The sequence below is a fragment of the Aquitalea sp. ASV11 genome, assembly GCF_016429185.1.
GTDB classification, from domain to species: Bacteria; Pseudomonadota; Gammaproteobacteria; order Burkholderiales; family Chromobacteriaceae; genus Aquitalea; species Aquitalea pelogenes.
On the sequence record NZ_JAELUD010000050.1, the window covers coordinates 1 to 23,990 of the forward strand.

Sequence of the window (23,990 nt, forward strand, 5' to 3'; positions counted from 1 at the left end):
GATTTGGCAAAAGGACAGAGATTCAGGCCGATGACGGCTTTTTCCAGCCATAGGCGGGTGCTGGCAATGGCTTCTTCGTGGCTTGGCGTTTGCATGGTGCTGATTCCGCAGGGCAAAGGGTATGGAGGCGGCAGGCTGCCGCAAAAGCAAAAAAACCCGGACGAGTCCGGGTTTTTATCAGCGGGTAATCTTTAAAAAAGATTACAGCGGCTGGATGTTGGAGGCTTGTTTGCCTTTCGGGCCATCGACGATGTCGAAGCTTACGCGCTGGTTTTCGGCCAGGGTGCGGAAGCCTTTGGCATTGATCTGGGAGAAGTGAGCGAATACGTCATCGCCACCTTCATCCGGAGTGATGAAGCCAAAACCTTTGGAGTCGTTGAACCACTTAACGGTACCGGTTGCCATTTTGTTTATCCTCAAAACGAGCAAGTTGATAAAACGCATGAAGTTCAAGGGAAATGGCGACTGAGGTACGGACTTAATGCCACTACGACAACTACACATCCACAACTTGAGCATCCTGCAGGCAGGCATACTGCCCATTGTTGTGCGGGTTGGCAAGCATTTTCTGCAGGTTCTGCCCCTGTACTGCAAGACGGTCATGCCAAAGACATTGTTTTGAAAATGGTTTTCCTTGGCGTGGTACTGTCTCAGGCGCCGAAAAACCCTTGCGCTTCTGCCCGGTCCAGTGCCTGCAACAGCCATTCGCCGGCCAGCGGGCAGCCATCGCTGACCTTGCTGGCTGCCATGGATACCACTTGTTGCTTGCTGACCCCGTTTTCACGCCAGCTCTGGCCTTGACGGTTCAGGTTGAGCAGGATGGGCATCAGCCGGTCCATTGCCCGGGCAAAGCGGGCTTCGGCACTCTGGCGCGCCTCGAACTCCTGCCACAGCTCCACCAGCCCGGCAGCCTGCTGTTCTGGCAGCAAGCCGCAGATACGTCGCATGGCTGCCAGTTCTTCGGCTTCGCGCTCGGCATTGTCGGTGGCGGCGTAGACAATCACATCACCGGTATCGATTTCGCCCAGGTCGTGGATCAGCAACATGCGGATGACCTTGTCCAGGTCCAGCTTCACCGGTGCGTGTTCCGCCATGGTGAGCGCGAGCAAGGCAACCTGCCAGCTGTGTTCGGCAGAGTTTTCATAGCGATCCAGCCCCACCGGCTTGGTCTTGCGCAAGACCGATTTGAGCTTGTCGATTTCCAGAATGAAGTCGATCTGTTTTTGTAAAACGCTGAACGGGGTAGTCACGGCAGGGGCTTCGTGTTGGTTTGGGAAAGGGCTCATGATACGCCGCCAGGTTTGCCCGGGGGCAAGGATTTGCAGGTACTTCCTGCAAATGAATGATTTATAGTGCAATGACATCAGGCCATACAGCGAGCACGTCATGAGTGATGAAGCGCAATTGGAATTTGTGCGGGAGGACCCGGAAGGCTTTCAGGATTTCCGCGATGTGTTGTCCGACTATGCCCCCCAGATTGAAAGCCTGGCCACCCAGTTGGGGCAGAATCCGCAGTCGGCCACGCTGATAGGTGATTTGTTCCGACTGATGCACACCATCAAGGGGGATGCCGGTTTGTGCCGGGTGATGTTTGTCGTGCCCTATGCTCACGCGCTGGAGGGGCTGCTGGCGCGTTTGCGTAGCGGCGAGCTGGTGTATCAGGAAGTGATGGGCGATGTGTTATTGCTGGTGCTGGACCGGCTGGAACTGGTGATGGGGCAGATCGCCAGTGCGCGACAGGTGGACCGTGTGCAGATGCAAACCCTGCTGGAAGCCTTGCGTTCGCTGGAAACCTTACCAGCGCCTTCCGTCACGGCCAGCTGCGCGCGCCTGGTGGCGGCGATGGTGGGCGCACAGGGCAAAAGCGAGGCCCCTGCGGCTAGTACATCCGGTGCCAGCAAGGTATTGACGCGGCAGCAGGACATGCTGCTGTTTCGTACCCTGGCCTTGCAGCTGGAGCAGCGCATGCCGGAATTCGTCGGCCGGACCGAGCGTAATCTCAGACTGGCGCTGGAGGTGAATCGACAGGCGGGCAACTGGGTGGATGCCGAGCAACTGGAAGCGGCCATCTACATGCACGATGTAGGCATGATGTTCCTGCCCGAAGCACTGTGGCTGAAAACCGGCAGCATCAGCGACGACGAGCGGCGGCTGATGGTGTTGCACCCGGCCTGGGTGGCTGGCCTGTTGGGCCGTATGCCGGGATGGGAGGAGGCCGCACTGATGGTGATGCAGCACCATGAAACGCCGGATGGCGAAGGCTACCCTTATGGCCTTGTCGCGGGGGAAATCTGCCAGGGGGCACGCATTCTGGCCTTGGTGGATGCATTCGAAGCGGTGATGCTCAAGCACGCCCACCGCGGTCAGCGCCGTTCCATGCTGCGTGCCGCCGCCGAACTGAACGCGGCGGACGATCAGTTCGAGCGGGCCTGGCTTGACCCCTTCAATCAGGTAGTGCGCCGCATGCTGGAGCAGGCTGCCCAATAAGCGTGTTCAACGCGCCTTCATGTCGTGACTGGCCAGCCAGCCCAGCATGCGCTGCCAGCCGTCCTGCGCGGCACTGGCATTGTAGGACGGCCGGTAATCGGCATTGAAGGCATGTCCGGCATCCGGGTACACCACGATTTCCGAGTGACTTTGCCCCTGGCCCAGTGCCTGGCGCATGCTGTTGACGCTGTCCTGCGGAATGCTGCCATCCTTGCCGCCGTACAGTCCGAGTACCGGTACCTTCAATGTCGCGGCAATATCCACCGGCTGACTGGGTGTCAGCGGGCTGTGCTCTCCCACCAGCTTGCCATACCAGGCAATTCCGGCTTTCAGGTCCGGGTTATGGCTGGCGTATAGCCAGGTAATGCGTCCGCCCCAGCAAAATCCGGTGATGGCTGCATGTTTGGCATCGCCCCCGTGCAGGTTTGCCCAGGCGAGTGTGGCATCCAGATCCTGCATCACCTGGCTGTCTGGCACCTTGCTGACAATGGTATTGATGATGGTGGGGATGTCGCTGGCTTCGGCCGGATTGCCCTGGCGGAAGTAAAGCTCCGGCGCAATGGCCAGATAACCCAGTTTGGCCAGGCGGCGGCAGATATCGCGAATATGCTCGTGCACACCAAATATTTCCTGTACCACCAGCATCACCGGCAGCTTGCCTGACTGTACACGTGGCTTGGCAAAATAGGCAGGCAGTATGCCGTCATCCAGTGCAATGCCGGCCAGACCGGTATCCAGGTCGTGGCTGTCGGTAATGATGCTGGTGGCGGATATGGGCTGTACGGCCAGGGCAAAACCGGTTGCCAGTGCTTCTTTGAGAAAGTTGCGACGCGGTGGGTCAAAGCGATGCATGGGATGCTGCCTCCGGTGTGGGGCGCCATGGTGACGCCAGGGGCTTGAGGTTTGTGACGGGCTTGGCGACAATGCCGCTCTCCAGTTGCTTTGGCGTGCGCATTGTCGGCGTGTCGGCGGCTATTTGACTAAACTGTAGTCCAGATTCGTGTTTCCAGTCATCACCATGTCCCAGCCTCCTTCCAGAATCAAGCTGCCCGGCCGTTTTTTGCGTGTGGGTGAGCAAGTCCCGGTAGATGTTTATGCCAAGAACGGCTTTTTGCTGCTGAAGAAGGGTCATTACGTCCTGACCCCCGAGCAGCGCGAACGGCTGATGGACGTGGCGCATGGCGATGTGGAAGAAGTTGCGGTGCGCCTGGAGCGGGAGCGGCTGGACCGCGCTGCCCAGCGTGAACGCGAAGCAGCGGCCAGCAGCCCGAAAAACCCGCTGGTGGAGGCGGGGTTCATGGCCGGACGGCTGGAAGCGGTGCTGTTGCACGGCTTGGCCGTGCCGGGGCTCGCCGGCAGGCTGGAGGACATGGCTGAAGAGCTGATACAGCTGACCCAGCGTTTTCGCGATGGCATGCTGGCGTCACTGTTTCTGCTGCCGGTCAAGTCGCACAGCTTCCGGGTGGCGACCTTGTTGGCCCTGCTGGGGCGTCGGCAGGGCATGGAGCCGGCAAGGCTGAAAAGCCTGGTAGGTGCCGGCCTGTCAATGAATGTGGCAATCAGCCAGTTGCTGAGCCAGCTGGCCAGCCAGCGTCAGCCCATGAGCTTGCCGCAGCAGGAGGAAATGGTGGCCCACCCGGTATTGGGTTCTGCCATTTTGCGCGAAGCGGGGGTGACGGATGAGCATTGGCACCTGCTGGTGCAAACCCATCACGAGCAGGACGACGGGCAGGGTTATCCGGCCGGTTTGCATGCGGATGAAATCCACCCGGATGCCCGTTTGCTGGGGCTGGTGGACTTGCTGTGCGAGCAGTTTTACAGCGATGCCGCGCTGTTGCCGTCCCAGGTGATGGCCAGCCTGTTTCGCGGCGAGCTGGGGCAGTTTCCGCCGGCGCTGGTGTCCTTGCTGATCAAGGAAATGGGGATTTATCCGCCGGGCAGTTTTGTCCGGCTGGCCAGCCATGAAATCGGTGTGGTGACCCATAGCGGGGAAAAGGCAAACCAGCCCCGTGTGGCGGCATTGCGCAAGGTGGATGGCCCTCCTTACGCTGATGTGCTGCTGCGCGACAGCCGCCAGCCCGCCTATCGGGTGGTGGAGCCGGTGGCCGCTGCCACCGCCGCGGTGAAACCGGCCTATCTCACCCGCTTGTGGACCTCACGTTTGGGGTAGTCAATGGCTGGCAGCCGACGCTGCCGGCAAGGCGGAGTCTTTTTGCAGCGGCTTGATCTGGATGTCGGACAGATTGTTTACCTTCCATACCCGACGCATGTGGCCGAAGTCACGTTTTTGCTGATTGCTCAGCCGGAGTTCCGGCCGCATCGACAGGTCCAGAAACACTTCTCCCAGATAGGTGCTGCTTCCTGCCGTGACGTCAAAGCCGGCATGGATGGGCAGGGTGACCGAGCGCCACTGACTGCCCCAGCCGGATTCCTCTATCCAGTTACCCCAGGCGTCGGACGCCTGGTAGTGACCAGGGATGAGGGCAAGCAACAGCAGCTTGCCATCCACCGGGCTCATGCCTTCCTCACCAAAAACCGTATCGGTATTCATGCTGGCCCGGCCATTGGCCACCATGTCGCCCTTGCTGTCCAGAATATGCAGGCCGACATTGGCCGAATCCTGGTCGAAAGCTTTGGCTGTAAGGGAAACAATGATGTAGCCATAGCCGGGAGGCGGTGTAATGCTGCCTTGCAGGCGGTCTGCCATGGTGGTGCAGGCGCTTAGCATGATGGCTGCCAGCAGCATGCCGCCGCGCTGGAGAATGCTCATGAGTGTCCACTCCGGATCGGTTGGCTCGGTAAGTGTAAAGTTGGCGGTTTGCATCTTGCCGCCAGACAGGAATCCGGTATCCTAGCCGATCAATTTATTGTTGATAACAAAAACACACACAAAGGATGATCATGGATCAGTTTGAAAACGTCAGCGTCGCCAAGCGCGCCAATGTTTACTTTGATGGCAAGTGTGTCAGCCACAGTATCACGCTGGCAGATGGCACCAGCAAGTCGGTCGGGGTGATTCTGCCCTCCAAGCTGCTGTTCAATACCGCTGCGCCGGAAATCATGGAACTGCTGGAAGGCAAGTGCCGCATTACGCTGGCAGGGAGCAACGAGGCCATCAGCTACGAAGGCGGTCAAAGCTTCAATGTGCCGGCTGACAGCTCTTTCCAGATTGAAGTGCTGGAAACCCTGCACTACGTTTGTCACTACGGCTGATCTGGCCGACCACATCATCCCGAACCCGGCGCTGCCGGGTTTTTGCATTCTGGCCTGTCGGTGCTGACTGTGTGAGCAGATGATCTGGCGCGCGAATTGTACGAGATGCACTACAGGCCTTCTTTACTGCGTTACACTGCGCTTTGCGTTTGTCATTATTTGCCGGCCATCCATACAGGTAAAACAGGCTTTCCCGGCATGGCTTCCGCGGGTATCCTTGCCGCCTTCCTGCCTTGGGTTAGGGGGATTAGCAGCTATGATGACTATTAAGCAGAGCAACGGCACGGCAGGTATTTGTGCTGCTTGCCCGGGCGTAAACAGTATGGTGACTGGATTAATTGAATGCTTAAGCGGGTGAGTGTGTGGTGGTCGCGCCATGTTTTGTCTGCCAGACCGGCGGTGATTTACACCGTCGCGGTATCGCTGTGCCTGTTGTCGGGCTGGCTGCTGGCATTGCTGGCAACCATCGTGCAGGAAAAATCCGAGCTGCAGTGGCGGGCCGAATCCGTGGCACGCCAGCTGGAATTGCAGCTGACGCAAGGAGAAATGGCGCTGACGCGCATGGATGGCATTCCTGCAGAAGCAGGCTGCATGGCAGCGTCGGCAGGGCTGGCGGCCATTGTGCAATCCGTGCCGCATGCCCGCCATGCCATGCGTGAATGGGCGGATGGGCGCCGTTGCAGCGCGAATCCATCCCGTACCGAGGCAGTACCAGCCCAGCCACTGTCGCTGCAACAGGTGCCGGGTGGCGGCTACGACCTGGTGCTGACACATCATGCCAATGGTCACAGTGTGCTGGAATTGAACGCCGTGCCGCTGCTGGAGCAACTGCAAACCCGGACCCGCGGAGTGCAGGTGGGGCTGGTGTGGGGTACGCAATACCTGAGCCTGGCAGATGGCGTGGCCGAGGTGGGCGCAGTGCCGGATAGCGGCCTGCTGCAGCGGCAAAGCCTGTCCGGTGGCGCGCTGGATGTGGTGGTGCAGGAAGGCTGGGGCACGGTGTTGCAGCGCTCCTTGCTGCACCGGCTGGATACCATGCTGCTGGCGCTGGCTGCCGGGGGGGCGCTCGGTTGGGCGCTGATGCGGCGCAAGCTGGCACGCAACACCAGTTCCTGGGAGATTGCCCAGGGCATACGCAATCGCGAATTCTTTACCCACTACCAGCCCATTGTCACTGCCGAGCTGGGTGAATGTGTCGGCGTGGAAGTACTGGCGCGCTGGCGGCATCCGGTGCAAGGGGCGGTGCGGTCCGATCTGTTCATCCCGGCGGCGGAAGATGCCGGCATGATCGTGCCGCTGACGCGTTACCTGCTACGCCGGGTCTGCAAGGAGCTCAAGCCGGTGGCGCTGCCGCCGGGTTTCATGGTGGGGGTGAATATTGCCGCCGAGCACCTTGGCATGCCGGACCTGGTGGAAGACTGCAAACTACTGCTGGCGGTATTGCGCGAGAAGAAGGCCGTCCTGGTGCTGGAGGTTTCCGAGCGCTTTCCCTTGCCCGAGCATCAGGTCACACACCGAGTGGTGCAGGACTTGCGCCAGTTGGGGGTTAAGCTGGCGCTGGATGATTTTGGCCTGGGGCATGCCGACCGCAATTACCTGCGGCGCTGGGGTTTTGATTACCTGAAAGTGGAAAAGGGCTATGTCTCGGCCCTGGGCAAGGACAGTTTCAAGGCCAATATCCTGGATGGCTTGCTGCTCACCTCGCGCCAGCTGGGTGTGCAGGTGATCGTGAAGGGCGTGGAAACCCAGGGGCAGCAGAACTACCTGTCGGTAAAGGGTTTCCAGTTGTTGCAGGGTTTTTATTTCGGCAAGCCGATGACGCTGAACCATTTCCGCCAGTGGCTGTATTCCGGCATTACCCAGGACCGTACAGCGGCTGCTGCGCGTGAGGCCGCTGCCGCAGCCAACGGCACGCACTGAACCCAGCGCTGCGCGCTTAGCTGGCCGGGTTCTGCGTGCTGATCAGCAGCAATGATTCCCCGCTGTGCATGATGATTTCCGGGCCGGGCGAGAATTCCACCTCGCCCGGGCTGCGTTCCAGTGCAATCACCATGGCCTTGCCATCGAAGCCCTCTTTCAGGAAGCGCTCCAGCGGCAGGCCTTCCCAGCGTTCGTCCAGCACATGCACCTGTGCGCGGAACTGATTCGGGTAGCGGTGGTGCAGGTGTTCAAAGAAGTGCAGGGTTTCCGGGTGGGCCACGATATTGGCCATGTTCATGCCGCCCAGGTGGGATGGAATCACCACATTGTCGGCCCCCACGGCCAGCAGCTTTTTGCGCGAACTTTCATTCTCTGCCTTGGCCACGGCCAGAATCTTGCTGTTCAGGCTTTTGGCCGTCACCACCACGAAGGCGTTTTCTGCATCGGCACTCAGACAGGAAATCAGCGCATGCGCGCGGGTGATGCCTGCAGCGCACAGGTTTTCGTCTTCTGCCGCATCGCCAACAATAAATGGCACCTCCAGCTCCTGCAGCATGCCGGTATTGGCTTCGTCCCGTTCTATCACCACGATCTGGTGCTGGGTGCTGAGCAGTTCTTCCAGCGCATAACGGCCGGTATGGCTGAGGCCGCAAATAATGGTGTGGCCCTGCATGCGGGCAATCAGTTTTTCCATTTTCTTTCGTCTCAGATAAAGCGGCAGGTCGCCCTGAAACAGCATCAGGGTGAGCGAGGAAATGCCATAACCCACCACGCCGGTGCCGAACACGATCAGCGCGATGGTGAAGTAACGGCCTTCCAGTGAGAGGTTGTGCGTTTCGCCATAGCCGATGGTGGCCAGGGTAATCACCGTCATGAACAGGCTGTCGGAAAAGCTCCAGTCCTCGATCAGCATGTAGCCGGAAGTGCCAAACAGCAGGGCGGCAAAGACCAGGCTGCTCAGGAACAGCATTTTACGCGGGAAGCTGTGACGCATGATGGTGGGGTGCAGCCGGAAAATGCGCATTATAGCTGTTTGGCATGGTTGCGGCTGTGCGATGTGATGCGGAACCGGGCATGTTTACCGCGCGGGCCCAGATGTGAGCAAAGTTGTCGGACTGGTGATTTTGCAAAGCTTCTTCACACTGTTTTACACGCCGTTACCTGCGGCTGGATAAGCTGAGTGTGTATCAACGCACTGGAGGTCCAGTCATGAAATCCCGAATCCTAGTTCCGGCGCTGTTGGCGCTTTCATTTAGTGCGCTGGCCCATGCAGATGCGTCTGCCATTCTGGGTGGTGCCGTGGGCGGCGCTGTCGGTGCTGCCGTTGGCCAGTCTATCGGTGGCCGTAACGGGGCCATCATCGGTGGTGCCGTGGGTGGCAGTGTAGGCACGGCCCTGGCTTACCAGCGTGATGAGGAGCGCCGCTTCCGTGCGCCGCCGCCGGCACCGGTGGTATACCAGCCGGTAGCCTATGTGGCACCGGTGCGCTATGGCCCGCCGCCCGCCGCTTACTGGCATGATGACTGGCGTGCACGCGAGCGCCATTGGCATGACCGTGGTTGGCGCGGAGATGAGCACTGGCGTGACTGATGGTGAGCGCTAGACCAAGTCCCCAAGTTGCTCTGCCTTTTTGCAATACTGGTTTTCAGAAAAAGCCCCGAGTTTTCGGGGCTTTTTCCATTGTTGCCAGCACAGGCCAGGGCGAAAGTGCAGCAATTGATACGGAACTTTTTGTTGCTATACAGAAACTGCTTGCCTGCCGCGACAAGCTCTTTTTATAATTGATTAGCAATCAAATCATTTACATGCAAATCATTATGGACAATGTGGACTTACTGCGCCTTGGCATTACCAGCGCCATCATGCAGGCCGGGCGCAAATGGCGGCATATTTCGCAGGACGTGGTATTCGGCCATGGCCTGACCGCGCCTTGTGCCACCGCACTGATCTTTATTGGCCGGCTGGGCGAAGGAATCAACCAGATTGCCCTGGCAGAGGAAATCGGCATCGAAGGGCCGTCACTGGTGCGGGTGATCGACCAGCTGGCTGCCGATGGGCTGGTAAGGCGCGAAAAGGACAAGGTGGACCGCCGCTCCAACACCCTGTGGTTTACCGAGGCGGGCAGGGCCTTGACCGACAAGATAGAAGTAGAACTGGTGCGCTTGCGTGCGCTGGTTTTCAAGGACATTTCGCCGGACGACCTGCAAGCCACCCTGCGTGTGTTTGCCGCGGTGGATGCGGCCTACCAGCGCCCGGAACTGGTGGCTGAACTGGCGGCACTGGCCGGTCAGGAAAGAGCATGAAGCTGCCCAGTTGGCGTGACTGGCTGTTTTCGGCCAAGGCGTTCCTGGCGGCCATGCTGGCCTTGTACATTGCCATGGCGCTGGAGCTTCCGCGCCCGTACTGGGCCATGGCCACCGTGTACGTGGTGTCCCACCCGCTGACCGGTGCCACCCGCTCCAAGGCGGTTTACCGCATTGGCGGCACCTTGCTGGGGGCGTCTGCTGCCGTCATCCTGCTGCCCCTGTTTGTCAATGCACCCACCTTGCTCAGCCTGGTCGTGGCTTTGTGGACCGGCAGCCTGCTCAGCATTTCCTTGCTGGATCGCACCCCGCGCAGCTATCTGTTCATGCTGTCGGCCTACACCTTGCCCATGATTGCACTGCCGACGCTGAACAACCCGGAAAGCATTTTTGATGTGGCGCTGGCGCGCAGCGAGGAAATCCTGCTGGGGATTGTCTGTGCCAGCGTTGTTTCCGCCTTGCTGTGGCCGGGCAAGGTGGCTCCCATCATTTCAGCGCGGATCGACAGCTGGATGCAGGATGCCCGCAGCTGGGCCGGGGAATTGCTGGCCTTGCCGGATGGTGCCACGAACGCGCAGGACAAACCGACGGCCATGCATGCCAGCCGTCACAAGCTGGCGGCGGATATTCTGGCGCTGGACCAGTTCATCTCCCACTTGTCCTACGACACCACCAGCTTTGCCATGGTGAAGAACGCGCGCGAGCTGCGTGGCCGCATGAGCATGTTGCTGCCCATTCTGTCCTCGCTGACCGAAACCCGGCAGGCGCTGGTGCAGCAGGGGGAAAGTGTGCCGGAAGGCTTGCGCGTGTTGATGCAGCGGGTGGCCGAGTGGATGGCCGAACCCCGGCTGGAGGCGTGCCGCAAGGCGGTGCCGGGTTTGCAGCGCGACCTCGCCAGCCTCAAGCAGGAGATGGCCAGTGGCGACGACTGGCAGTCGCTGTTGCTGGCCCATGCGCTGGCGCGTTTGCAGTCGCTGATCAACCTGTGGCTGGACTGCCGCCTGCTGCAGCAGTTGCTGGCCGAAGAACACCCCACTTTCAGCTGGAAACCGGCCTACCGTCACTGGCCGGTAGGTGGCACCGCCCGCCATTTCGACTATGGAATGGTGGCGTTTTCCTCGCTGCAAGCCTCGGCAGCCATCTTCATTGCTTCGCAGCTGTGGATACAACTGGGTTGGACCGATGGTTCCGGTGCGGTCATCATGGCGGCCATTGCCTCCTGCTTCTTTGCTGCGCTGGATGAGCCCGCGCCGATGATGCGCACCTTCCTGATCTGGGCGCTGGTCAGCATCGTGCTGACCACGGTGCTGTTGTTCATGGTGATTCCGGCTGCCTATACCTTCGAGATGCTGGTAGCCATGCTGGCCATCCCGTTCTTGCTGGTGGGCACGCTGTTCACCCGGCCGCAATTCACCATGATTGCCATGATGCTGACGGTGAACACCGCCACCTTCCTCAGCCTGCAAGGCGCTTACGATACCGACTTCACCGCCTTTTTCAACGGCAACGTCGCCACGGTGGTGGGGGTGTCCTTCGCCCTGTTGTTCAGCCTGCTGGTCCGCCCCTTCGGCATCGAACTGGCCATACGCCGCCTGCGCCGCGCCAGCTGGCACGACCTGGCCCGCATGGCATCGGGTCGCGGTCTGGGTGACTACCCGCAACTCACCGCCCGCATGCTGGACCGGCTGGGCCAGCTGATTCCGCGGCTGGCAGCCAACGGGCATGACCAGCTGCCATTGGTGTTCAGCGAACTGCGTACCGGCTTCAGCGTGTTGCACCTGCAACGCGATGAAAACAAGCTGCCGGATAGCGCCGGGTCCGGTGTGCAGAAGGTGCTGGACGATGTGGCCGTGCATTACCGTCAGGCACTGGCCTTGCGCCATGCCCCCCGGACGGATGACCGCCTGCTGCAACACATTGATGCCGCGCTGCGGCAGGTGCTGGGCAGCGGCCAGCGCAGCAGTCACGCCGTGCTGACCGTGCTTAACGCGCTGGTGGAACTGCGCATCACCCTGTTTCCCGCTGCCGGCAGTTTTGCCCCGGCAGCCCCCTTGCCCCTGGAACATGGAGAGCTTGCACCGTGATTGGTGAAATCGAAATCTACGGGGTGTATTTCCCCAGCCTGCTGATCCTGATGGTGCTGGCCTTTGGCGTCACCGCCGTGCTGCGCGCCGTGCTGGGACAGCTGGGTTTCTACAAACTGGTATGGCACCGTTCGCTGCTGAACGTGGCCTTGTATGTAATTGTGCTCGGCGGATTCGTCGTGCTGACTCGCGGATGGTAATGATGAAAAAGCTGGCAGGAAAAGCGGGCCCGGTGGCCCTGACGCTGATTGCGGTAGTGGCTGCAGTGCTGGTGGGGCGCTACTTGTGGGATTACTACACCAATGCACCGTGGACACGGGATGGCCATGTCCGTGCCGATGTAGTGCAGATTGCGCCGGATGTCTCCGGGCTGATTACCGAGGTGCGGGTACATGACAACCAGCTGGTCAAACGGGGGCAGGTGCTGTTTGTCATCGACCATGCCCGCTACACGCTGGCGCTGAAACAGGCTGAAGCCGCGCTGGTACTGCAAAAGGCGGCACTGGCGCAGGCAAAGCGCGAAGCCGCGCGCAATCACAGCCTGAGCGACCTGGTGGCGCGTGAAAACGTCGAACAGAGTGATGCCCGCGTGCAGCAGGACGAAGCCAATGTTGCCGCCGCCAGTGCCGCGCTGGATGTCGCCCGGCTGAACCTGCAGCGCACCGAGGTGAGCAGTCCGGTGGATGGTTACCTGAACGACCGTACCCCGCGCGTGGGCGACTACGTCAGCACCGGCAAGCCGGTGCTGTCCATGGTGGATGCACATTCCTTCCATGTGGATGGTTACTTTGAAGAAACCAAGCTGGACCGCGTGCAAGTGAACCAGCCGGTAGAAATCCAGATCATGGGTCAGTCGCACAAGCTGCGCGGCCATGTGCAAAGCATTGCCGCCGGCATTGAAGACCGCGACCGCAGCAATGGCGCCAGCCTGCTGCCCAACGTCAATCCCACTTTCAACTGGGTGCGGCTGGCGCAGCGTATTCCGGTACGGGTGACGCTGGATGAAATTCCGGCCGACTTCCGCATGATCGCCGGTCGTACCGCCACCGTGGCCGTGGTGTCCAGCAAGGGAGGCCAGCAGTGAAACGCTTTTATCCCGTCAGCCTGCTGGCACTCTCGGTGCTGGCTGGCTGCACCACGGTAGGCCCGGATTACCACTTGCCGGAGCAGGCCGCCATGCAGCGTCCGGCAGCGCAAGGCCATTTTGCCAATGCCGATGGCCAGCTGGCGAGCGCGCAAGCGGTGGCCGGCCACTGGTGGCAGCTGTATCACGACCCGGTGCTGAACCAGCTGGTGGAACAGGCCCGGGCCGCCAATACCGATTTGCGCGTGGCCAGTGCCAATCTGCAAAAGGCGCTGGCGGTAGCCAGTGAAGTCAATGCCGAGGCCGGCCCGCATGCGGCGGTGTCGGCGTCCGCCGAGCGCGCCCGCATATCGGGCCAGAGCATGCTGCTGGAAGAGCCGCTGCCGGTGACCAATCTGGGGGACGAAGGCATTCGTGTGGCTTACCAGCTGGATTTGTTTGGCAAGCTCAAGCGTGGCGAACAGGCGGCAGAAGCCAATAGCGAGGCCGTGGCGGCGGCGCGCGATCTGGCAGCTATTACCCTCACTGCCGAAACCGTACGCAGCTATGTGCAGATCTGTTCGGCTAACCATGGTTATCAGGTGGTACAGCAACAGCTGGGCCTGCAGCAAAAGCAGCTGGAACTGACACGCCGTCTGGCCAGTGCAGGGCGGATGACCGCCACCGATGTGCTGCGGGCGCAGGCGCAGCGCGACAGCGTGAATGCCGCGCTGCCAGCCTACCAGGCCCAGCGGGATGCCGCGCGCTACCGGCTGGCCATGCTGCTGGGCAAGACGCCGGCTGAAGCCTTGCCCGCTGCGGCACTGTCCTGCGCGCAAGAGCCGCAGCTGACCCGGCCCATTCCGGTGGGCGATGGCAGGGCGCTGCTGGCGCGCCGCCCGGACGTGAAGCAGGCCGAGCGCCGCCTGGCGCAATCCAGCGCCATGATAGGCGTGGCCACGGCCGATCTTTATCCCAGCATCACCCTTGGTGCATCGGCAGGCTTTACCGGCTTTGTCGAAGACCTGGGCAAGCGCTCTACCCAGCGCTTCGGTTTTGGCCCGCTGATCAGCTGGAGCATTCCGGACAGCGGCAGCATGGCGCGGGTACGTGCAGCCAAGGCGGACAATGCGGCGGCGCTGGCGCATTTTGACGGCGTGGTGCTCAATGCCCTGCGCGAAGTGGAAACCAGCCTCAGCCTGTATGCCAAGGACTTGCAACGCCTGACGTTGTTGCGCAGCGCGCGGGACAATGCCCGTGAAGCTGCGGCGCAAAACCGCCGCTTGTACCAGGCGGGCCGCGCGCCTTATCTCACCAGTCTGGATGCCGACCGTACCATGGTCAGCGGCGAACAGGCCGTGGCCATGGCCGAAAGCCAGCTGGCACAGGATCAGGTCAATCTGTTCCTGGCGTTGGGTGGTGGCTGGGAAGATGCTGCCAGCGTAGCAAAGCCGGATCAGCATTAAGCACGGGCCTGAATACCATGCCGGTAGTGGCTGCCACATCTGTCTGGCAGCCACTATCGGCATTTTTTTGTCCGCCCCGTTTACCGGGTACGCATACTGCTTGAAAATGTGCGCTGTAATTTAAATGTGCTTGTGCCTGGCGTGCACTACGGCATAGCATTGACACAATTTTTATCCGTTTGGAATTTCAATGGCGGTAACTCAGAGCATTCCCATCCTGTTACCCGTCTTTGTGGTCACCGAATTGCTGTGCGCCTGCAATACCGTACAACTGTGGTCATTGAAAAAAGCCGGCGTTTCCGGTACCCGCAGCTGGCTGCTGGCCAATGCCGCCATGCTGGGTTATCTGCCTGCGCTGGGTCTGCGCATGGTGCTGCCGCTGATTTTCAGTGTGGTGCTGAGCAATGGCCTGGGCCTGGTGGCGGCCAGCATGTTCTATATCGGTTGCGCCCGCTTTCTGGGCCGGCCCAGCCATGCCCGGCCACTGGCCTTGCTGGTGCTGGCCGGTGTCGCCGGTTTGCTGGGCTTTACCCTGCTGCTGGACAGCATGCGGGTGAGGGTGGTGATTGCCTCCGGTGGTATCAGCATCGTGTTTGCCGCCACGGCCTGGCTGTTGTTCCGCCACCGTATTGCCAGTCATCGCGCCACGGTGTACTGGCTGGGCGCGGCCTGCAGTGCGGTGACCTCCTTGCTGCATCTGGGGCGTGCCGTTTACTACGGCGGCGGCTTCGGCAATATCAGCGATCTGTTTGCCACCACCATGCCCAATGTGTTTTCCATGAGCCTGACCGCGGCACTGGTGCCCGGTTTGTCGATGCTGGCAGTGGCCATGGTGCAGGAATACCTGTTACGTGATGCCACCTGGCGGGCGGAACACGATGGCATGACCGGGCTGAATACCCGCCAGTGTTTTGAAAGCCGCAGCATGGTGCTGTTGCAGCAGGCTGAGGGCAGCAACTTGCCATTGTGTTTGGTATTGATGGATCTGGACCATTTCAAGCAGATCAACGACCGGCATGGCCATCAGGCAGGGGATCAGGTGTTGCTGACATTCAGCGAGTTGTTACGTCAGGGCATGCGGCCAGCAGATGTGACCGGCCGCATGGGGGGCGAAGAATTTGCACTGTTGCTGCCACAAACGCCGCCAGCGCAAGCGCTGGCCATGGCGGAAAACCTGCGCTTGCGTGCTGCTGAAATACCGGCGGTTTCACTGGGCGGCAGCATTCCTTACAGCGTCAGCATGGGGCTGGCAGTATGGCAGCCGGGCATGTCGTTTACCGAGCTGTACCGCCACGCCGACCAGGCCTTGTATGCGGCCAAAAAGGCAGGGCGCAACCAGGTGATGCAGGCGGCGCAGCCTGCCTGACACTCAGCCTTGCAGTGCCGCTCGCAGACGCTCCAGCGCTGCCTGCCCCTGCTGTCTGGCCTGCAAGGCTTCAGCCATGTCAACGGCGCTGAATGCAAGACGCTGATTGGGTGGTAATTGTCCCACCACGTCCAGATCGGCACTAATGACGGTGCCCAGCATGGCATAACCCCCGCCGGAAACCGCGTCCCGCAACAGGATGATGGGCTCCTTGCCGGCCGGTATCTGGATGGAGCCAACCGGATAGCCGGCATCCACGATATTGGACGGATCGGCCCCGGCACCGAATGGCGCTTCCCGTGGCCGGAATTGCAAGGGTGAGCCGCCCTTGAGCCGGTAGCCGATGCGGTCGGATTCCGATGCCACCGTCCATGTCTCCTGATAGAAGCGTTCAGCCGATTGCGCCGTCAGCCTGTGGTCATACAGGCCGGGCAGCACCCGCACCGTGGCCTGGCGTGGCAAGGGCCGGCGCAGGGCGGGTGGCAGGCTGCGGCCCGCCGGTGCCACCGCGGTTGACCGGCCCAGTATCAGCATGTCGCCAGCCTGCAGGCATCGGCCCTGATACCCACCCAATGTCCCCAGCGTATAGGTGGAGCGGCTGCCCAGCACCTCCGGCACGTCGATGCCACCGGAAACCGCCAGATAGGCACGTACCCCGGCCGTGGCCGGGCGGAAGTCCAGCATGTCGCCTGTGGCAATGGACAGGATCTGATTGGTGGCTTGTGGCTGGCCGTTGATCAGCGGCAGCATGTCGGCACCGCACACGGCAATGCGGCAGTCCACGCCGAACTGCAGCTGCGGCCCCAGCAGCGTGCACTCCAGTACCGCCGTGGTTTCCGGATTGCCCAGCAGCAGGTTGGCGGCGCGGAATGAATACTGGTCCAGCGCCCCGGAAGGCGGGATGCCCAGATGGTAATGACCGTTGCGGCCAGCGTCCTGTACCGAGGTGGCGAGTCCAGGCTTGATGACCTTAATGTGCATGATGGCCCCCTGGAAGGGATAGATTGTAGGCCTGTGGATTGGCCAGGAAGTCCGGCAGCGAGAAGCGGACCGGAAAGATATCCAGCTGAAAGCTGCCCTCGGCCACCGCCTGGACGGCTGCTTGGTATTGCTGCTGGTCGATGGGCTTGAAGCGGACAATATCGCCGGGACGGAACAGCACCATGCTGTCTGCCAGATAGGGCAGGGATTGCTGCGGGTCGTAAATCGGTGCCGGGGTAATGCCGAACATCTGGTAGCCACCGGCACCTGCCACCGAATAGATGCAGGCGAAGCAGCCGCCGTGGCCTATGGTCTGGCGCGGGGTTGCGGTGCGCGGGCTCAGGTACTTCGGTACTTGCAGCTGGCGGTCGCGCTCTACCATCTGGTACATGAAGGGCAGGCCGGCGACAAAGCCCACCATGGAGACAAACCACGGTGCACCGCTATGCGCGGCAATGAAGGCGTCTACCGAGTCAAAACCGTTGCAGCGCGCGGCGTATTGCAGATCGGTGGATTGCGGGTCCTGATGGCGTTCGCGAAAGCGCGCCCCCACTTCCAGCGTCCAGGGGTCGTCATACCAGACCGGTATTTCCACCAGGCGGGTGTCCAGTGTCTGCGGGCTGTCCTGTACCGCCTGTTCCAGCTCCTGCACCTGTTGCAGCAATTGCGCGGCCGGCAGGATGTCCGGGTCAAAGCGCAGCTGGAACGATGCATTGGCAGGACATATTTCGACAATCCCCGGCCATTGTTGCTGGCGCAGCAGCCCGGTGATGGCCATGCTGGTGAAGCAGGCGGTCAGCGACATGGATTCGCTGACCTCGGCAAACAGGAACTCGTCGCCGCCAAAACTGTAGCGGATGCTCATGCGGTTCTCCCGGTGTCACGCGCCAGCGGGTCTGCCACCGTGTCTGCCGTGCTGCCCGGCCAGTGCGCCAGCCAGTGCTCCAGAAAGCGGGTGTGATAGCGCGCGGCGCATACGTCGGCATCGGCCAGCAAGGCCTGGTGCAGGCTTTTTGTGTGGGCAACGCCACTGATGTGCAGTTCATCCAGCGCCCGGCGCATGCGGCTGAGCGCCTGTGCACGGTTTTCATCCCACACAATCAGTTTGGCCAGCATGGAGTCGTAATAAGGGGGGATGACACAGCCCGGGTACAGCATGCTGTCCACCCGCACACCCGGCCCGCCGGGTAATTGCAGATGCTCTATGCTGCCCGGTGTGGGCAGGAAGATGCGCTGCGGGTCTTCGGCATTGATGCGGCATTCGATGGCGGCACCACGCAGCTGGATGTCCTGCTGTTGCCAGCGCAAGGGCTGGCCGTCGGCAATCAGCAGCATTTCGCGCACCATATCAAGCCCGGTGACCATTTCAGTGACCGGGTGTTCCACCTGGATGCGGGTATTCATTTCAATGAAGTGGAACTCATCCTGATCGAACAGGAATTCCACCGTGCCCGCTCCGCGGTATGCCACGGATTGTGCCAGCCGGACTGCTGCCTGGCACAGCCTGTTGCGCTGTGCGTCATCCAGCGCAGGCGAGGGCGCTTCTTCCATGATTTTCTGGCGGCGGCGCTGCAAGGAGCATTCGCGCTCGTAGCAATGAATCACCCGCTGGCCATCTCCCAGGATTTGCACTTCCAGATGCCGCGCCTGCGGCATGAAACGCTCCAGATAAAGATGCCCGTCGCCAAAGGCAGCCTGCGCTTCCCGTTGCGCAGCGGCAAAAGCCGCATGCAGCGCCTCGGCATGTTCCACCACGCGGATGCCCCGGCCGCCACCACCGGCCACCGCCTTGATCATCAGCGGATAGCCGATTTCCTTGGCCATGCCCATGGCTTGCACCACGTCCGCCAGTGCGCCGGCGCTGCCCGGTACGGTGGCAACGCCAACTGTCTGTGCCATGGTGCGGGCACGGGCTTTGTCACCCATCAGGGCGATGGTGTCCGCCGTCGGGCCGACAAAAATCAGCCCGGCAGCCTCTACCTGACGGGCAAAGTCGGCATTTTCGGCGAGGAAGCCATAGCCTGGATGAACGGCATCCACTTCCTGATTGCGGGCCGTAGCCAGAATGGCCGGAATGTCCAGATAGCTTTTTGCGGCGGGTGGCGGGCCGATTTCCACTGTCCGGTCTGCCATCTGGCAGGCCAGACTGTTGCGGTCCGCACTGCTGTGTACCAGTACGGTCTGCGCGCCCATTTCACGGGCAGCCCGGATGATGCGCACCGCAATTTCCCCGCGGTTGGCCACCAGCAGGCGACGGATACGTTGCAAGGCAATGGGCTGCGTCATGTCACCACCCTCGCCACCGGCTGACCGATATCGACCGCATCGCCGTCTGCCAGCAAAAAGGCGAGCAAGCGCCCGCCTTGCTCGGCAGTCATTTCGTTGAATTGTTTCATCACCTCGATGCAGGCGATGACGGTATCCGCGGCAACCAGATTGCCTTCTTCCACATAGGGCGCTGCATCCGGGGCCGGGCGACGATAAAAGGTGCCGGGCAGGGGGGCGAGTATCAGGTGTTCAGTCATGTGCTTGTCCTTGAACAGGGTGTTGTGGTCCGCCTCAGCCAACGGCTCGCTCATGCTGTGCGCGCAGGGTGATGCCAGCCTGTAGCAGACGGTCACGGGTGGTGCGGATCAGTTCCAGTGCGCCGGGGGTGTCGCTGTGAATGCAGATGGAATCGAAGTCGACCGGAATGCGCTGGCCATCCACGGTATCAACCAGGCCCTCCGTGCAGGCCAGCATCACCTTGTCGGCCACGGCTGCCGGGGAGAGCCGTCCCATCCGGCGGGTAAATACAATCCGCCCGCTGGCGTCATAATCCCGGTCGGCAAAGAATTCGCCTACTGCCTTCACGCCCAGTGCCTGCGCGGCCTGATGCGTGGCGGAACCAGCCATGCAATACACCTCCAGTTGCGGCGACAGTCCCTGGACTGCCTGCAGGAATGCCAGTGAAAGCGCTTCATCGGCAGCCAGCGTCATGTACAGGGCACCATGCGGTTTGACATGCTGCATGACCATGCCTTCCAGTTGCAGGAAGGCTTGCAAGGCACCAATCTGGTACACCGCGTCCTGTACCAGTTCCTGTGCGCTTACCTGAATGCTGCGTCGCCCGAAGCCCACCAGGTCGCGATAGCCAGGGTGGGCACCCACGGCAACGCCATGTGCCTTGGCCAGGCTGACGCTGCTGGCCATGGTGGCCGGGTCGCCGGCATGAAAACCGGTGGCAATGTTGGCCGAGCTGATCAGCGGCATGATGTGCCGGTCGTCCCCATCGCCAATTTGCCACGGGCCAAAGCCTTCCCCCATGTCGGCGTTCAGGTCGATTACCTGTTTGTTCATGTGTGCTCCTGTCTGAGAGTGAGTCAGACCGACACCCTAGGCAGCGTGAACAGGCGGGGGAAGTTTTAAATTTTGATGGTGTCCCATCAATTATTTTGATACCGGAGTACGGGCATGGCGTTTTCCTTCCGGCAGTTGAAGTATTTTGTGGCCACGGCTGAAACAGGGCAGGTTTCCCAGGCGGCCATCCAGCTGTGCATCACCCAATCGGCAGTGACGGCAGCCATCCGGCAACTGGAAGAAGTGCTGGCTACGTCCTTGTTTGTCCGCCACCCTCAGGGCATGGTGCTGACCGACTGTGGACGGCACTTTCTGGGTCATGCGTACGAAATTCTGGCCAATGTGGAAGAGGCCATGCTGCTGGGCAAACGGGATGGCGATTTTGCCGGCAGGCTGACCGTGGCCGCCAGCTATACGGTGATGGGGTATTTTCTGCCTGCCCATGTGTGCCGCCTGTCCGCCTTGTACCCGCAACTGAGGATTGAACTGTTCGAATTGTCACGTGAGGACATTGAAGCCGGTCTGTTGCGGCAGGATTTCGATGTCGCGGTGCTGTTGACTTCCAATGTGGACAACCCGGCTTTACGGCTGGAGCCCATCATCAGCTCGCCCCGGCGCTTGTGGCTGCCGGCACAGCATCCGCTGTTGTCACACCCGGCACCCGACTTGCAGGATATTGCCGAGCAGCCTTACATCATGCTGACGGTGGATGAGGCAGAACAGACGACGTGGCGTTATTGGCAGCAGTCGCCATGGCAGCCGCAGGTGAGGGTGCGCACCAGTTCGGTGGAGGCGGTGCGCAGCATGGTGGCCAATGGCAGCGGGGTGAGCATTTTGTCAGACATGGTGTTCCGGCCTTGGTCGCTGGAGGGGCGGCGTATCGACACGGTGAGTCTGCACGGCCTGGTGCCGCCGATGACGCTGGGGCTGGCATGGAAGGCCGGGTCTGAGGTCAGCCCTGCCATTGCCTTGTTCCGTGATTATTTCCGGCAGCAATTCATGAGCCCGGCCAGCAGCCAGCGTAGCGCGGCTGCCCGCTGAAGGCTTCAGACGGCTGGGCGACTGTCAGCCCAGCTGTTTTCAAATACCAGCTCGGCCAGGTTTTGCCGCTTTGCCCAGTTTTCCTGTTCCAGCATGGGTTTGTCGTAGAAAGCCTCGACATGGCCGATGCACAGGATGGCCACCGCCTTGGCCTCGGCCGGCAGGCCCAGCAGCGTGCCCAGCCGCTGCGGGTCGAACAGCGATACCCAGCCCAGTCCGATGCCCTCGGCGCGGGCGGCCAGCCACATGTTCTGGATGGCGCAGGCGATGGAGCAGATATCCATTTCCGGCAGGGTGCGGCGGCCGAATACATGGCGTTCGCGCCCGTCCATCAGCGCCGCCACCAGCACCTCGCCGCAGTCGAGAATGCCCTCAACCTTCAGCTTCATGAATTCGTCTTCCCGCTGGCCCAGTGCCTTGGCGGTGGCTACCCGTTCCACTTCCACCTCGGCATGCAGTTGCTGGCGCAGCGCGGTATCGCTAATGCGGATGAAGCGCCAGGGCTGCATGAAGCCCACGCTGGGGGCCAGGTGCGCGGCCTGTAGCAGGCGTTGCAGCAGGGCCGGGTCCACCGGGTCCGGCTTGAAGTGGCGCATGTCGCGCCGTTCGCGGATGGCGCGGTAGACGGCGTCGATGTCGGCTTGGGGATAGGCATTCATGGCAGGAACAATCTGGCGCAGGCCGCAGGGTTGGACGGGAAGTAAAGATGCAGATAACTGGCCAGCAGGCTACCGTGGCGGTATACCGCCTCGCCCGGCCCGTTACCGGTGGCGCGGCTGGCATGGGTGAGCGGGGTGATGGGCGTATCCAGGCTGGAATAGTGAAAAGTGTGGCCACGCAGCACTGCGCCATCCAGCTGCAGTTGTTGCAGGCCCAGTGCGCTCAGGCGGCTATTCAGCCGGGCATGGCCGGGCAACAGGCCCAGCATCTGTCCGCTTTGACCCTGTTTGTCGGTCAGGCTGTCCAGCAAATACAGCATGCCGCCACATTCGGCATACAGCGGCTTGCCTGCTGCCACGTGGGCATGCAGGCTGGCGCGGCTGCGCTCTGCACCGGTCAGGGCGGCCAGATGCAGTTCCGGGTAACCACCGGGCAGCCAGACTGCATCGCAGTCCGGCAGGGCATCGTCGGCCAGTGGCGAGAAGTAATGCAGCTCGGCCCCCATTGCCTGTAGCGTCTGGATATTGGCCGGGTAGATGAAGCTGAAGGCGGTATCGCGGGCGATGGCGATGCGCACGCCGTCCAGCAGCCGTGGCAGGCTGAGTGCCGTGGCAGGCTGGAAGGCGACTGCGGGTGGCAGATCGGCCAGACGGGTGGTGGCCAGCTGGGCAGCGGCGCGCTGCAGCCGTGCTTCCAGATCATCCACTTCCTGCGCCTGCACCAGGCCCAGATGGCGCTCCGGCAGGCCCATGTCCTGCTGGCGCATCACCGCGCCCAGATAGTTGAGGCTGGCGGGCAGGGCGGCGCTGAGCATCTCCGCATGGCGGCTTGAAGCCACCTGATTGGCCAGTACGCCGTAAAACGGCAGGCCGGGGCGGAAGCTGGCCAGGCCATGCGCCACCGCCGCAAAGGTTTGCGCCATACCGGCCGCGTCGATGATGGCGGCCACCGGCACGCCGAACAGCTGGGCCAGATCGGCACTGCTGGGGGTGCCGTCAAACAGGCCCATGCTGCCTTCGATCAGGATAAGGTCGGCCTCGGCTGCGGCCTGGTACAGGCGCTGGCGACAGTCATCCTCACCGTTCATCCACAAATCCAGCGCGTACACGGTGTGGCCGCTGGCCTGTTCCAGTACATAGGGGTCGAGGAAATCCGGCCCGGTCTTGAACACGCGCACGGTTCGGCCCTGCTGGCGGTGGTAGCGCGCCAGCCCGGCGCTAAGGGTGGTCTTGCCCTGATGCGAGGCCGGGGCGCTGATGAACAGCGCCGGGCAGTGACGGATGGCCATGTCAGAACTCCACGCCCTGTTGTGCCTTGATGCCCTGCTCGCGGTAGGGGTGCTTCACCAGCTTCATTTCCGTTACCAGATCGGCGGCATCAATCAGCGCCTGCGGCGCATGGCGGCCGGTAATCACCACGTGCAGATTGGCCGGGCGGCTGGCCAGTGCTGCCAGTACCTCGTCCAGCGGCAGGTAGTCGTACTTCAGCACGATGTTCAGCTCGTCCAGAATCAGCATGTCGTAGTCGCCGCTGTTCAGCATTTCCAGCGCGGCGTCCCAGCCCTGACGCGCGGTGGCGATGTCGGCCTCGCGGTTCTGGGTGTTCCAGGTATAGCCCTCGCCCATGGTGAGGAAGCGGCAGTTGTCGAAGCGGCTGAACAGATCGCGCTCGGCAGTGTGCAGTGCGCCCTTGATGAACTGCACCACACCCAGCTGCATGCCGTGGCCGACAATGCGCAGCCCCATGCCGAAGGCAGCGCTGCTCTTGCCCTTGCCCGTGCCGGTATGGACGATGAGCAAGCCTTTTTCCTTGGTGGCGGCGGCCTTTTTCTTTTCAAAGCCGGCCTTGCGCTTTTCCACCATGCGCTGGTGGGCGGCGGCGTCGGTTTTCATGGTGCTTTCCTTCTGATTGCTGGCCTGATGCAGCAGTCGGGTTATTGCTTATGGGTACAGCTGGAGTGGCTGAAAAAATAGCGCAGCGTCCCTGTGGCAAGGCGCGCCGACGCAGACAGTACAAGCAGTACGGCAAGGAGGCGCAACGCCGCTACAGGGTTTTTGTCAGTCACTC

The 23,990-nt window shown here is 61.5% G+C and carries 26 protein-coding genes; 12 read left to right on the forward strand and 14 right to left on the reverse strand.

Going from position 1 to position 23,990, the window contains the following annotated elements; translation table 11 throughout:
- The 3 genes from JHD62_RS15035 to JHD62_RS15045 form a co-directional block, all read right to left on the reverse strand.
- Positions 1 to 95 (reverse strand): DUF1415 family protein (locus tag JHD62_RS15035; RefSeq protein ID WP_199103618.1); only part of this gene is annotated, 95 nt, incomplete at its 3' end.
- Positions 96 to 201: 106 nt separating this feature from the next.
- The gene (locus JHD62_RS15040) at positions 202 to 405 is read right to left on the reverse strand and encodes a cold-shock protein (RefSeq protein WP_045845074.1); all 204 of its coding nucleotides are present in this window, start codon (positions 403 to 405) and stop codon (positions 202 to 204) included.
- Between the two features lie 245 nt (positions 406 to 650).
- Positions 651 to 1,286, reverse strand: a complete 636-nt coding sequence (locus JHD62_RS15045; RefSeq protein WP_233160979.1) for an HD family hydrolase — start codon at positions 1,284 to 1,286, stop codon at positions 651 to 653.
- Between the two features lie 100 nt (positions 1,287 to 1,386).
- Between JHD62_RS15045 and JHD62_RS15050 the strand changes: the two genes are divergently transcribed.
- A complete protein-coding gene (locus JHD62_RS15050) occupies positions 1,387 to 2,487 on the forward strand; it encodes an HD-GYP domain-containing protein (RefSeq protein WP_199103619.1) in 1,101 nt (366 codons plus the stop codon).
- A 6-nt stretch (positions 2,488 to 2,493) separates the two neighbouring features.
- Here the strand turns inward: JHD62_RS15050 and JHD62_RS15055 are convergent, their stop codons facing one another.
- The gene (locus JHD62_RS15055; protein ID WP_199103620.1) at positions 2,494 to 3,339 is read right to left on the reverse strand and encodes a dienelactone hydrolase family protein; all 846 of its coding nucleotides are present in this window, start codon (positions 3,337 to 3,339) and stop codon (positions 2,494 to 2,496) included.
- Between the two features lie 166 nt (positions 3,340 to 3,505).
- On the opposite strand from JHD62_RS15055, the gene JHD62_RS15060 reads away from it, so the two are divergent.
- Entirely contained in the window at positions 3,506 to 4,657 is a 1,152-nt protein-coding gene (locus tag JHD62_RS15060) for an HD-GYP domain-containing protein (RefSeq protein WP_199103621.1), read from the forward strand.
- Here the strand turns inward: JHD62_RS15060 and JHD62_RS15065 are convergent, their stop codons facing one another.
- Complete coding sequence (locus JHD62_RS15065) at positions 4,658 to 5,257, reverse strand: hypothetical protein (protein ID WP_233160980.1); 600 nt, start codon at positions 5,255 to 5,257, stop codon at positions 4,658 to 4,660.
- A 131-nt stretch (positions 5,258 to 5,388) separates the two neighbouring features.
- On the opposite strand from JHD62_RS15065, the gene JHD62_RS15070 reads away from it, so the two are divergent.
- Entirely contained in the window at positions 5,389 to 5,700 is a 312-nt protein-coding gene (locus JHD62_RS15070; RefSeq protein ID WP_045845068.1) for a pyrimidine/purine nucleoside phosphorylase, read from the forward strand.
- 342 nt (positions 5,701 to 6,042) lie between these two features.
- A complete protein-coding gene (locus JHD62_RS22635; RefSeq protein ID WP_233160981.1) occupies positions 6,043 to 7,620 on the forward strand; it encodes an EAL domain-containing protein in 1,578 nt (525 codons plus the stop codon).
- Between the two features lie 16 nt (positions 7,621 to 7,636).
- Here the strand turns inward: JHD62_RS22635 and JHD62_RS15080 are convergent, their stop codons facing one another.
- Positions 7,637 to 8,644, reverse strand: coding sequence for a TrkA family potassium uptake protein (locus JHD62_RS15080; protein WP_233160982.1), 1,008 nt, complete (start codon positions 8,642 to 8,644; stop codon positions 7,637 to 7,639).
- 185 nt (positions 8,645 to 8,829) lie between these two features.
- Between JHD62_RS15080 and JHD62_RS15085 the strand changes: the two genes are divergently transcribed.
- The 7 genes from JHD62_RS15085 to JHD62_RS15115 all read left to right on the forward strand — a co-directional run bounded on the left by JHD62_RS15085 (position 8,830) and on the right by JHD62_RS15115 (position 15,902).
- Complete coding sequence (locus JHD62_RS15085; protein WP_199103622.1) at positions 8,830 to 9,210, forward strand: glycine zipper domain-containing protein; 381 nt, start codon at positions 8,830 to 8,832, stop codon at positions 9,208 to 9,210.
- A 215-nt stretch (positions 9,211 to 9,425) separates the two neighbouring features.
- On the forward strand, positions 9,426 to 9,923 hold the full coding sequence (locus JHD62_RS15090) for a MarR family winged helix-turn-helix transcriptional regulator (protein WP_231588784.1): 498 nt from the start codon (positions 9,426 to 9,428) through the stop codon (positions 9,921 to 9,923).
- A complete protein-coding gene (locus tag JHD62_RS15095) occupies positions 9,920 to 12,007 on the forward strand; it encodes an FUSC family protein (protein WP_199103623.1) in 2,088 nt (695 codons plus the stop codon). The genes JHD62_RS15090 and JHD62_RS15095 overlap by 4 nt, the downstream gene beginning before the upstream one ends.
- On the forward strand, positions 12,004 to 12,207 hold the full coding sequence (locus JHD62_RS15100) for a DUF1656 domain-containing protein (protein WP_045845065.1): 204 nt from the start codon (positions 12,004 to 12,006) through the stop codon (positions 12,205 to 12,207). Before JHD62_RS15095 ends, JHD62_RS15100 begins: the two co-directional genes overlap by 4 nt.
- Positions 12,207 to 13,091 carry an HlyD family secretion protein gene (locus tag JHD62_RS15105; protein WP_231588783.1) on the forward strand — a complete coding sequence of 295 codons (885 nt, stop codon included), beginning with the start codon at positions 12,207 to 12,209 and terminating at the stop codon, positions 13,089 to 13,091. The genes JHD62_RS15100 and JHD62_RS15105 overlap by 1 nt, the downstream gene beginning before the upstream one ends.
- A complete protein-coding gene (locus tag JHD62_RS15110; RefSeq protein WP_199103624.1) occupies positions 13,088 to 14,536 on the forward strand; it encodes an efflux transporter outer membrane subunit in 1,449 nt (482 codons plus the stop codon). Before JHD62_RS15105 ends, JHD62_RS15110 begins: the two co-directional genes overlap by 4 nt.
- A gap of 190 nt (positions 14,537 to 14,726) precedes the next feature.
- Entirely contained in the window at positions 14,727 to 15,902 is a 1,176-nt protein-coding gene (locus JHD62_RS15115) for a diguanylate cyclase (RefSeq protein WP_199103625.1), read from the forward strand.
- 3 nt (positions 15,903 to 15,905) lie between these two features.
- Here JHD62_RS15115 and JHD62_RS15120 read toward each other — a convergent pair whose 3' ends face one another.
- Genes JHD62_RS15120 through JHD62_RS15140 form a run of 5 tightly spaced genes read right to left on the reverse strand, consistent with a single transcriptional unit; the run spans position 15,906 to position 20,222 of the window.
- Complete coding sequence (locus JHD62_RS15120; protein WP_199103626.1) at positions 15,906 to 16,883, reverse strand: biotin-dependent carboxyltransferase family protein; 978 nt, start codon at positions 16,881 to 16,883, stop codon at positions 15,906 to 15,908.
- On the reverse strand, positions 16,873 to 17,748 hold the full coding sequence (locus JHD62_RS15125) for an allophanate hydrolase subunit 1 (RefSeq protein ID WP_199103627.1): 876 nt from the start codon (positions 17,746 to 17,748) through the stop codon (positions 16,873 to 16,875). Before JHD62_RS15125 ends, JHD62_RS15120 begins: the two co-directional genes overlap by 11 nt.
- Complete coding sequence (locus JHD62_RS15130) at positions 17,745 to 19,169, reverse strand: acetyl-CoA carboxylase biotin carboxylase subunit (RefSeq protein ID WP_199103628.1); 1,425 nt, start codon at positions 19,167 to 19,169, stop codon at positions 17,745 to 17,747. Before JHD62_RS15130 ends, JHD62_RS15125 begins: the two co-directional genes overlap by 4 nt.
- On the reverse strand, positions 19,166 to 19,408 hold the full coding sequence (locus tag JHD62_RS15135; protein ID WP_199103629.1) for an acetyl-CoA carboxylase: 243 nt from the start codon (positions 19,406 to 19,408) through the stop codon (positions 19,166 to 19,168). Before JHD62_RS15135 ends, JHD62_RS15130 begins: the two co-directional genes overlap by 4 nt.
- A gap of 34 nt (positions 19,409 to 19,442) precedes the next feature.
- Positions 19,443 to 20,222 carry a 5-oxoprolinase subunit PxpA gene (locus tag JHD62_RS15140; protein WP_199103630.1) on the reverse strand — a complete coding sequence of 260 codons (780 nt, stop codon included), beginning with the start codon at positions 20,220 to 20,222 and terminating at the stop codon, positions 19,443 to 19,445.
- A gap of 114 nt (positions 20,223 to 20,336) precedes the next feature.
- Here JHD62_RS15140 and JHD62_RS15145 point away from each other — a divergent pair, with 114 nt between their 5' ends.
- Positions 20,337 to 21,263 carry a LysR family transcriptional regulator gene (locus JHD62_RS15145; protein ID WP_199103631.1) on the forward strand — a complete coding sequence of 309 codons (927 nt, stop codon included), beginning with the start codon at positions 20,337 to 20,339 and terminating at the stop codon, positions 21,261 to 21,263.
- Positions 21,264 to 21,268: 5 nt separating this feature from the next.
- On the opposite strand, the gene bluB is transcribed toward JHD62_RS15145, so the two are convergent.
- From bluB to cobO, 3 genes are read right to left on the reverse strand one after another with little or no spacing between them, the layout of a single operon-like run.
- Positions 21,269 to 21,922, reverse strand: coding sequence for a 5,6-dimethylbenzimidazole synthase (gene bluB, locus JHD62_RS15150; protein ID WP_045845057.1), 654 nt, complete (start codon positions 21,920 to 21,922; stop codon positions 21,269 to 21,271).
- On the reverse strand, positions 21,919 to 23,211 hold the full coding sequence (locus tag JHD62_RS15155) for a cobyrinate a,c-diamide synthase (RefSeq protein ID WP_199103632.1): 1,293 nt from the start codon (positions 23,209 to 23,211) through the stop codon (positions 21,919 to 21,921). The genes bluB and JHD62_RS15155 overlap by 4 nt, the downstream gene beginning before the upstream one ends.
- A gap of 1 nt (position 23,212) precedes the next feature.
- Positions 23,213 to 23,815 carry a cob(I)yrinic acid a,c-diamide adenosyltransferase gene (gene cobO / locus JHD62_RS15160; RefSeq protein ID WP_199103633.1) on the reverse strand — a complete coding sequence of 201 codons (603 nt, stop codon included), beginning with the start codon at positions 23,813 to 23,815 and terminating at the stop codon, positions 23,213 to 23,215.
- Between the last annotated feature and the right edge of the window lie 175 nt (positions 23,816 to 23,990).

Excerpts from the sequence above, each read along its gene's own strand:
- JHD62_RS15095 (WP_199103623.1), top strand. The coding sequence starts at position 9,920 with ATGAAGCTGCCCAGTTGGCGTGACTGGCTGTTTTCGGCCAAGGCGTTC.
- JHD62_RS15135 (WP_199103629.1), bottom strand. The coding sequence starts at position 19,408 with ATGACTGAACACCTGATACTCGCCCCCCTGCCCGGCACCTTTTATCGT.
- cobO (WP_199103633.1), bottom strand. The coding sequence starts at position 23,815 with ATGAAAACCGACGCCGCCGCCCACCAGCGCATGGTGGAAAAGCGCAAG.
- JHD62_RS15080 (WP_233160982.1), bottom strand. The coding sequence starts at position 8,644 with ATGCGCATTTTCCGGCTGCACCCCACCATCATGCGTCACAGCTTCCCG.
- JHD62_RS15040 (WP_045845074.1), bottom strand. The coding sequence starts at position 405 with ATGGCAACCGGTACCGTTAAGTGGTTCAACGACTCCAAAGGTTTTGGC.
- JHD62_RS15050 (WP_199103619.1), top strand. The coding sequence starts at position 1,387 with ATGAGTGATGAAGCGCAATTGGAATTTGTGCGGGAGGACCCGGAAGGC.
- JHD62_RS15070 (WP_045845068.1), top strand. The coding sequence starts at position 5,389 with ATGGATCAGTTTGAAAACGTCAGCGTCGCCAAGCGCGCCAATGTTTAC.
- JHD62_RS22635 (WP_233160981.1), top strand. The coding sequence starts at position 6,043 with ATGCTTAAGCGGGTGAGTGTGTGGTGGTCGCGCCATGTTTTGTCTGCC.
- JHD62_RS15060 (WP_199103621.1), top strand. The coding sequence starts at position 3,506 with ATGTCCCAGCCTCCTTCCAGAATCAAGCTGCCCGGCCGTTTTTTGCGT.
- JHD62_RS15155 (WP_199103632.1), bottom strand. The coding sequence starts at position 23,211 with ATGGCCATCCGTCACTGCCCGGCGCTGTTCATCAGCGCCCCGGCCTCG.
- JHD62_RS15120 (WP_199103626.1), bottom strand. The coding sequence starts at position 16,883 with ATGCACATTAAGGTCATCAAGCCTGGACTCGCCACCTCGGTACAGGAC.
- JHD62_RS15115 (WP_199103625.1), top strand. The coding sequence starts at position 14,727 with ATGGCGGTAACTCAGAGCATTCCCATCCTGTTACCCGTCTTTGTGGTC.
- JHD62_RS15055 (WP_199103620.1), bottom strand. The coding sequence starts at position 3,339 with ATGCATCGCTTTGACCCACCGCGTCGCAACTTTCTCAAAGAAGCACTG.
- JHD62_RS15105 (WP_231588783.1), top strand. The coding sequence starts at position 12,207 with ATGATGAAAAAGCTGGCAGGAAAAGCGGGCCCGGTGGCCCTGACGCTG.
- JHD62_RS15130 (WP_199103628.1), bottom strand. The coding sequence starts at position 19,169 with ATGACGCAGCCCATTGCCTTGCAACGTATCCGTCGCCTGCTGGTGGCC.
- JHD62_RS15045 (WP_233160979.1), bottom strand. The coding sequence starts at position 1,286 with ATGAGCCCTTTCCCAAACCAACACGAAGCCCCTGCCGTGACTACCCCG.
- bluB (WP_045845057.1), bottom strand. The coding sequence starts at position 21,922 with ATGAATGCCTATCCCCAAGCCGACATCGACGCCGTCTACCGCGCCATC.
- JHD62_RS15145 (WP_199103631.1), top strand. The coding sequence starts at position 20,337 with ATGGCGTTTTCCTTCCGGCAGTTGAAGTATTTTGTGGCCACGGCTGAA.
- JHD62_RS15065 (WP_233160980.1), bottom strand. The coding sequence starts at position 5,257 with ATGAGCATTCTCCAGCGCGGCGGCATGCTGCTGGCAGCCATCATGCTA.
- JHD62_RS15125 (WP_199103627.1), bottom strand. The coding sequence starts at position 17,748 with ATGAGCATCCGCTACAGTTTTGGCGGCGACGAGTTCCTGTTTGCCGAG.
- JHD62_RS15085 (WP_199103622.1), top strand. The coding sequence starts at position 8,830 with ATGAAATCCCGAATCCTAGTTCCGGCGCTGTTGGCGCTTTCATTTAGT.
- JHD62_RS15090 (WP_231588784.1), top strand. The coding sequence starts at position 9,426 with ATGCAAATCATTATGGACAATGTGGACTTACTGCGCCTTGGCATTACC.
- JHD62_RS15140 (WP_199103630.1), bottom strand. The coding sequence starts at position 20,222 with ATGAACAAACAGGTAATCGACCTGAACGCCGACATGGGGGAAGGCTTT.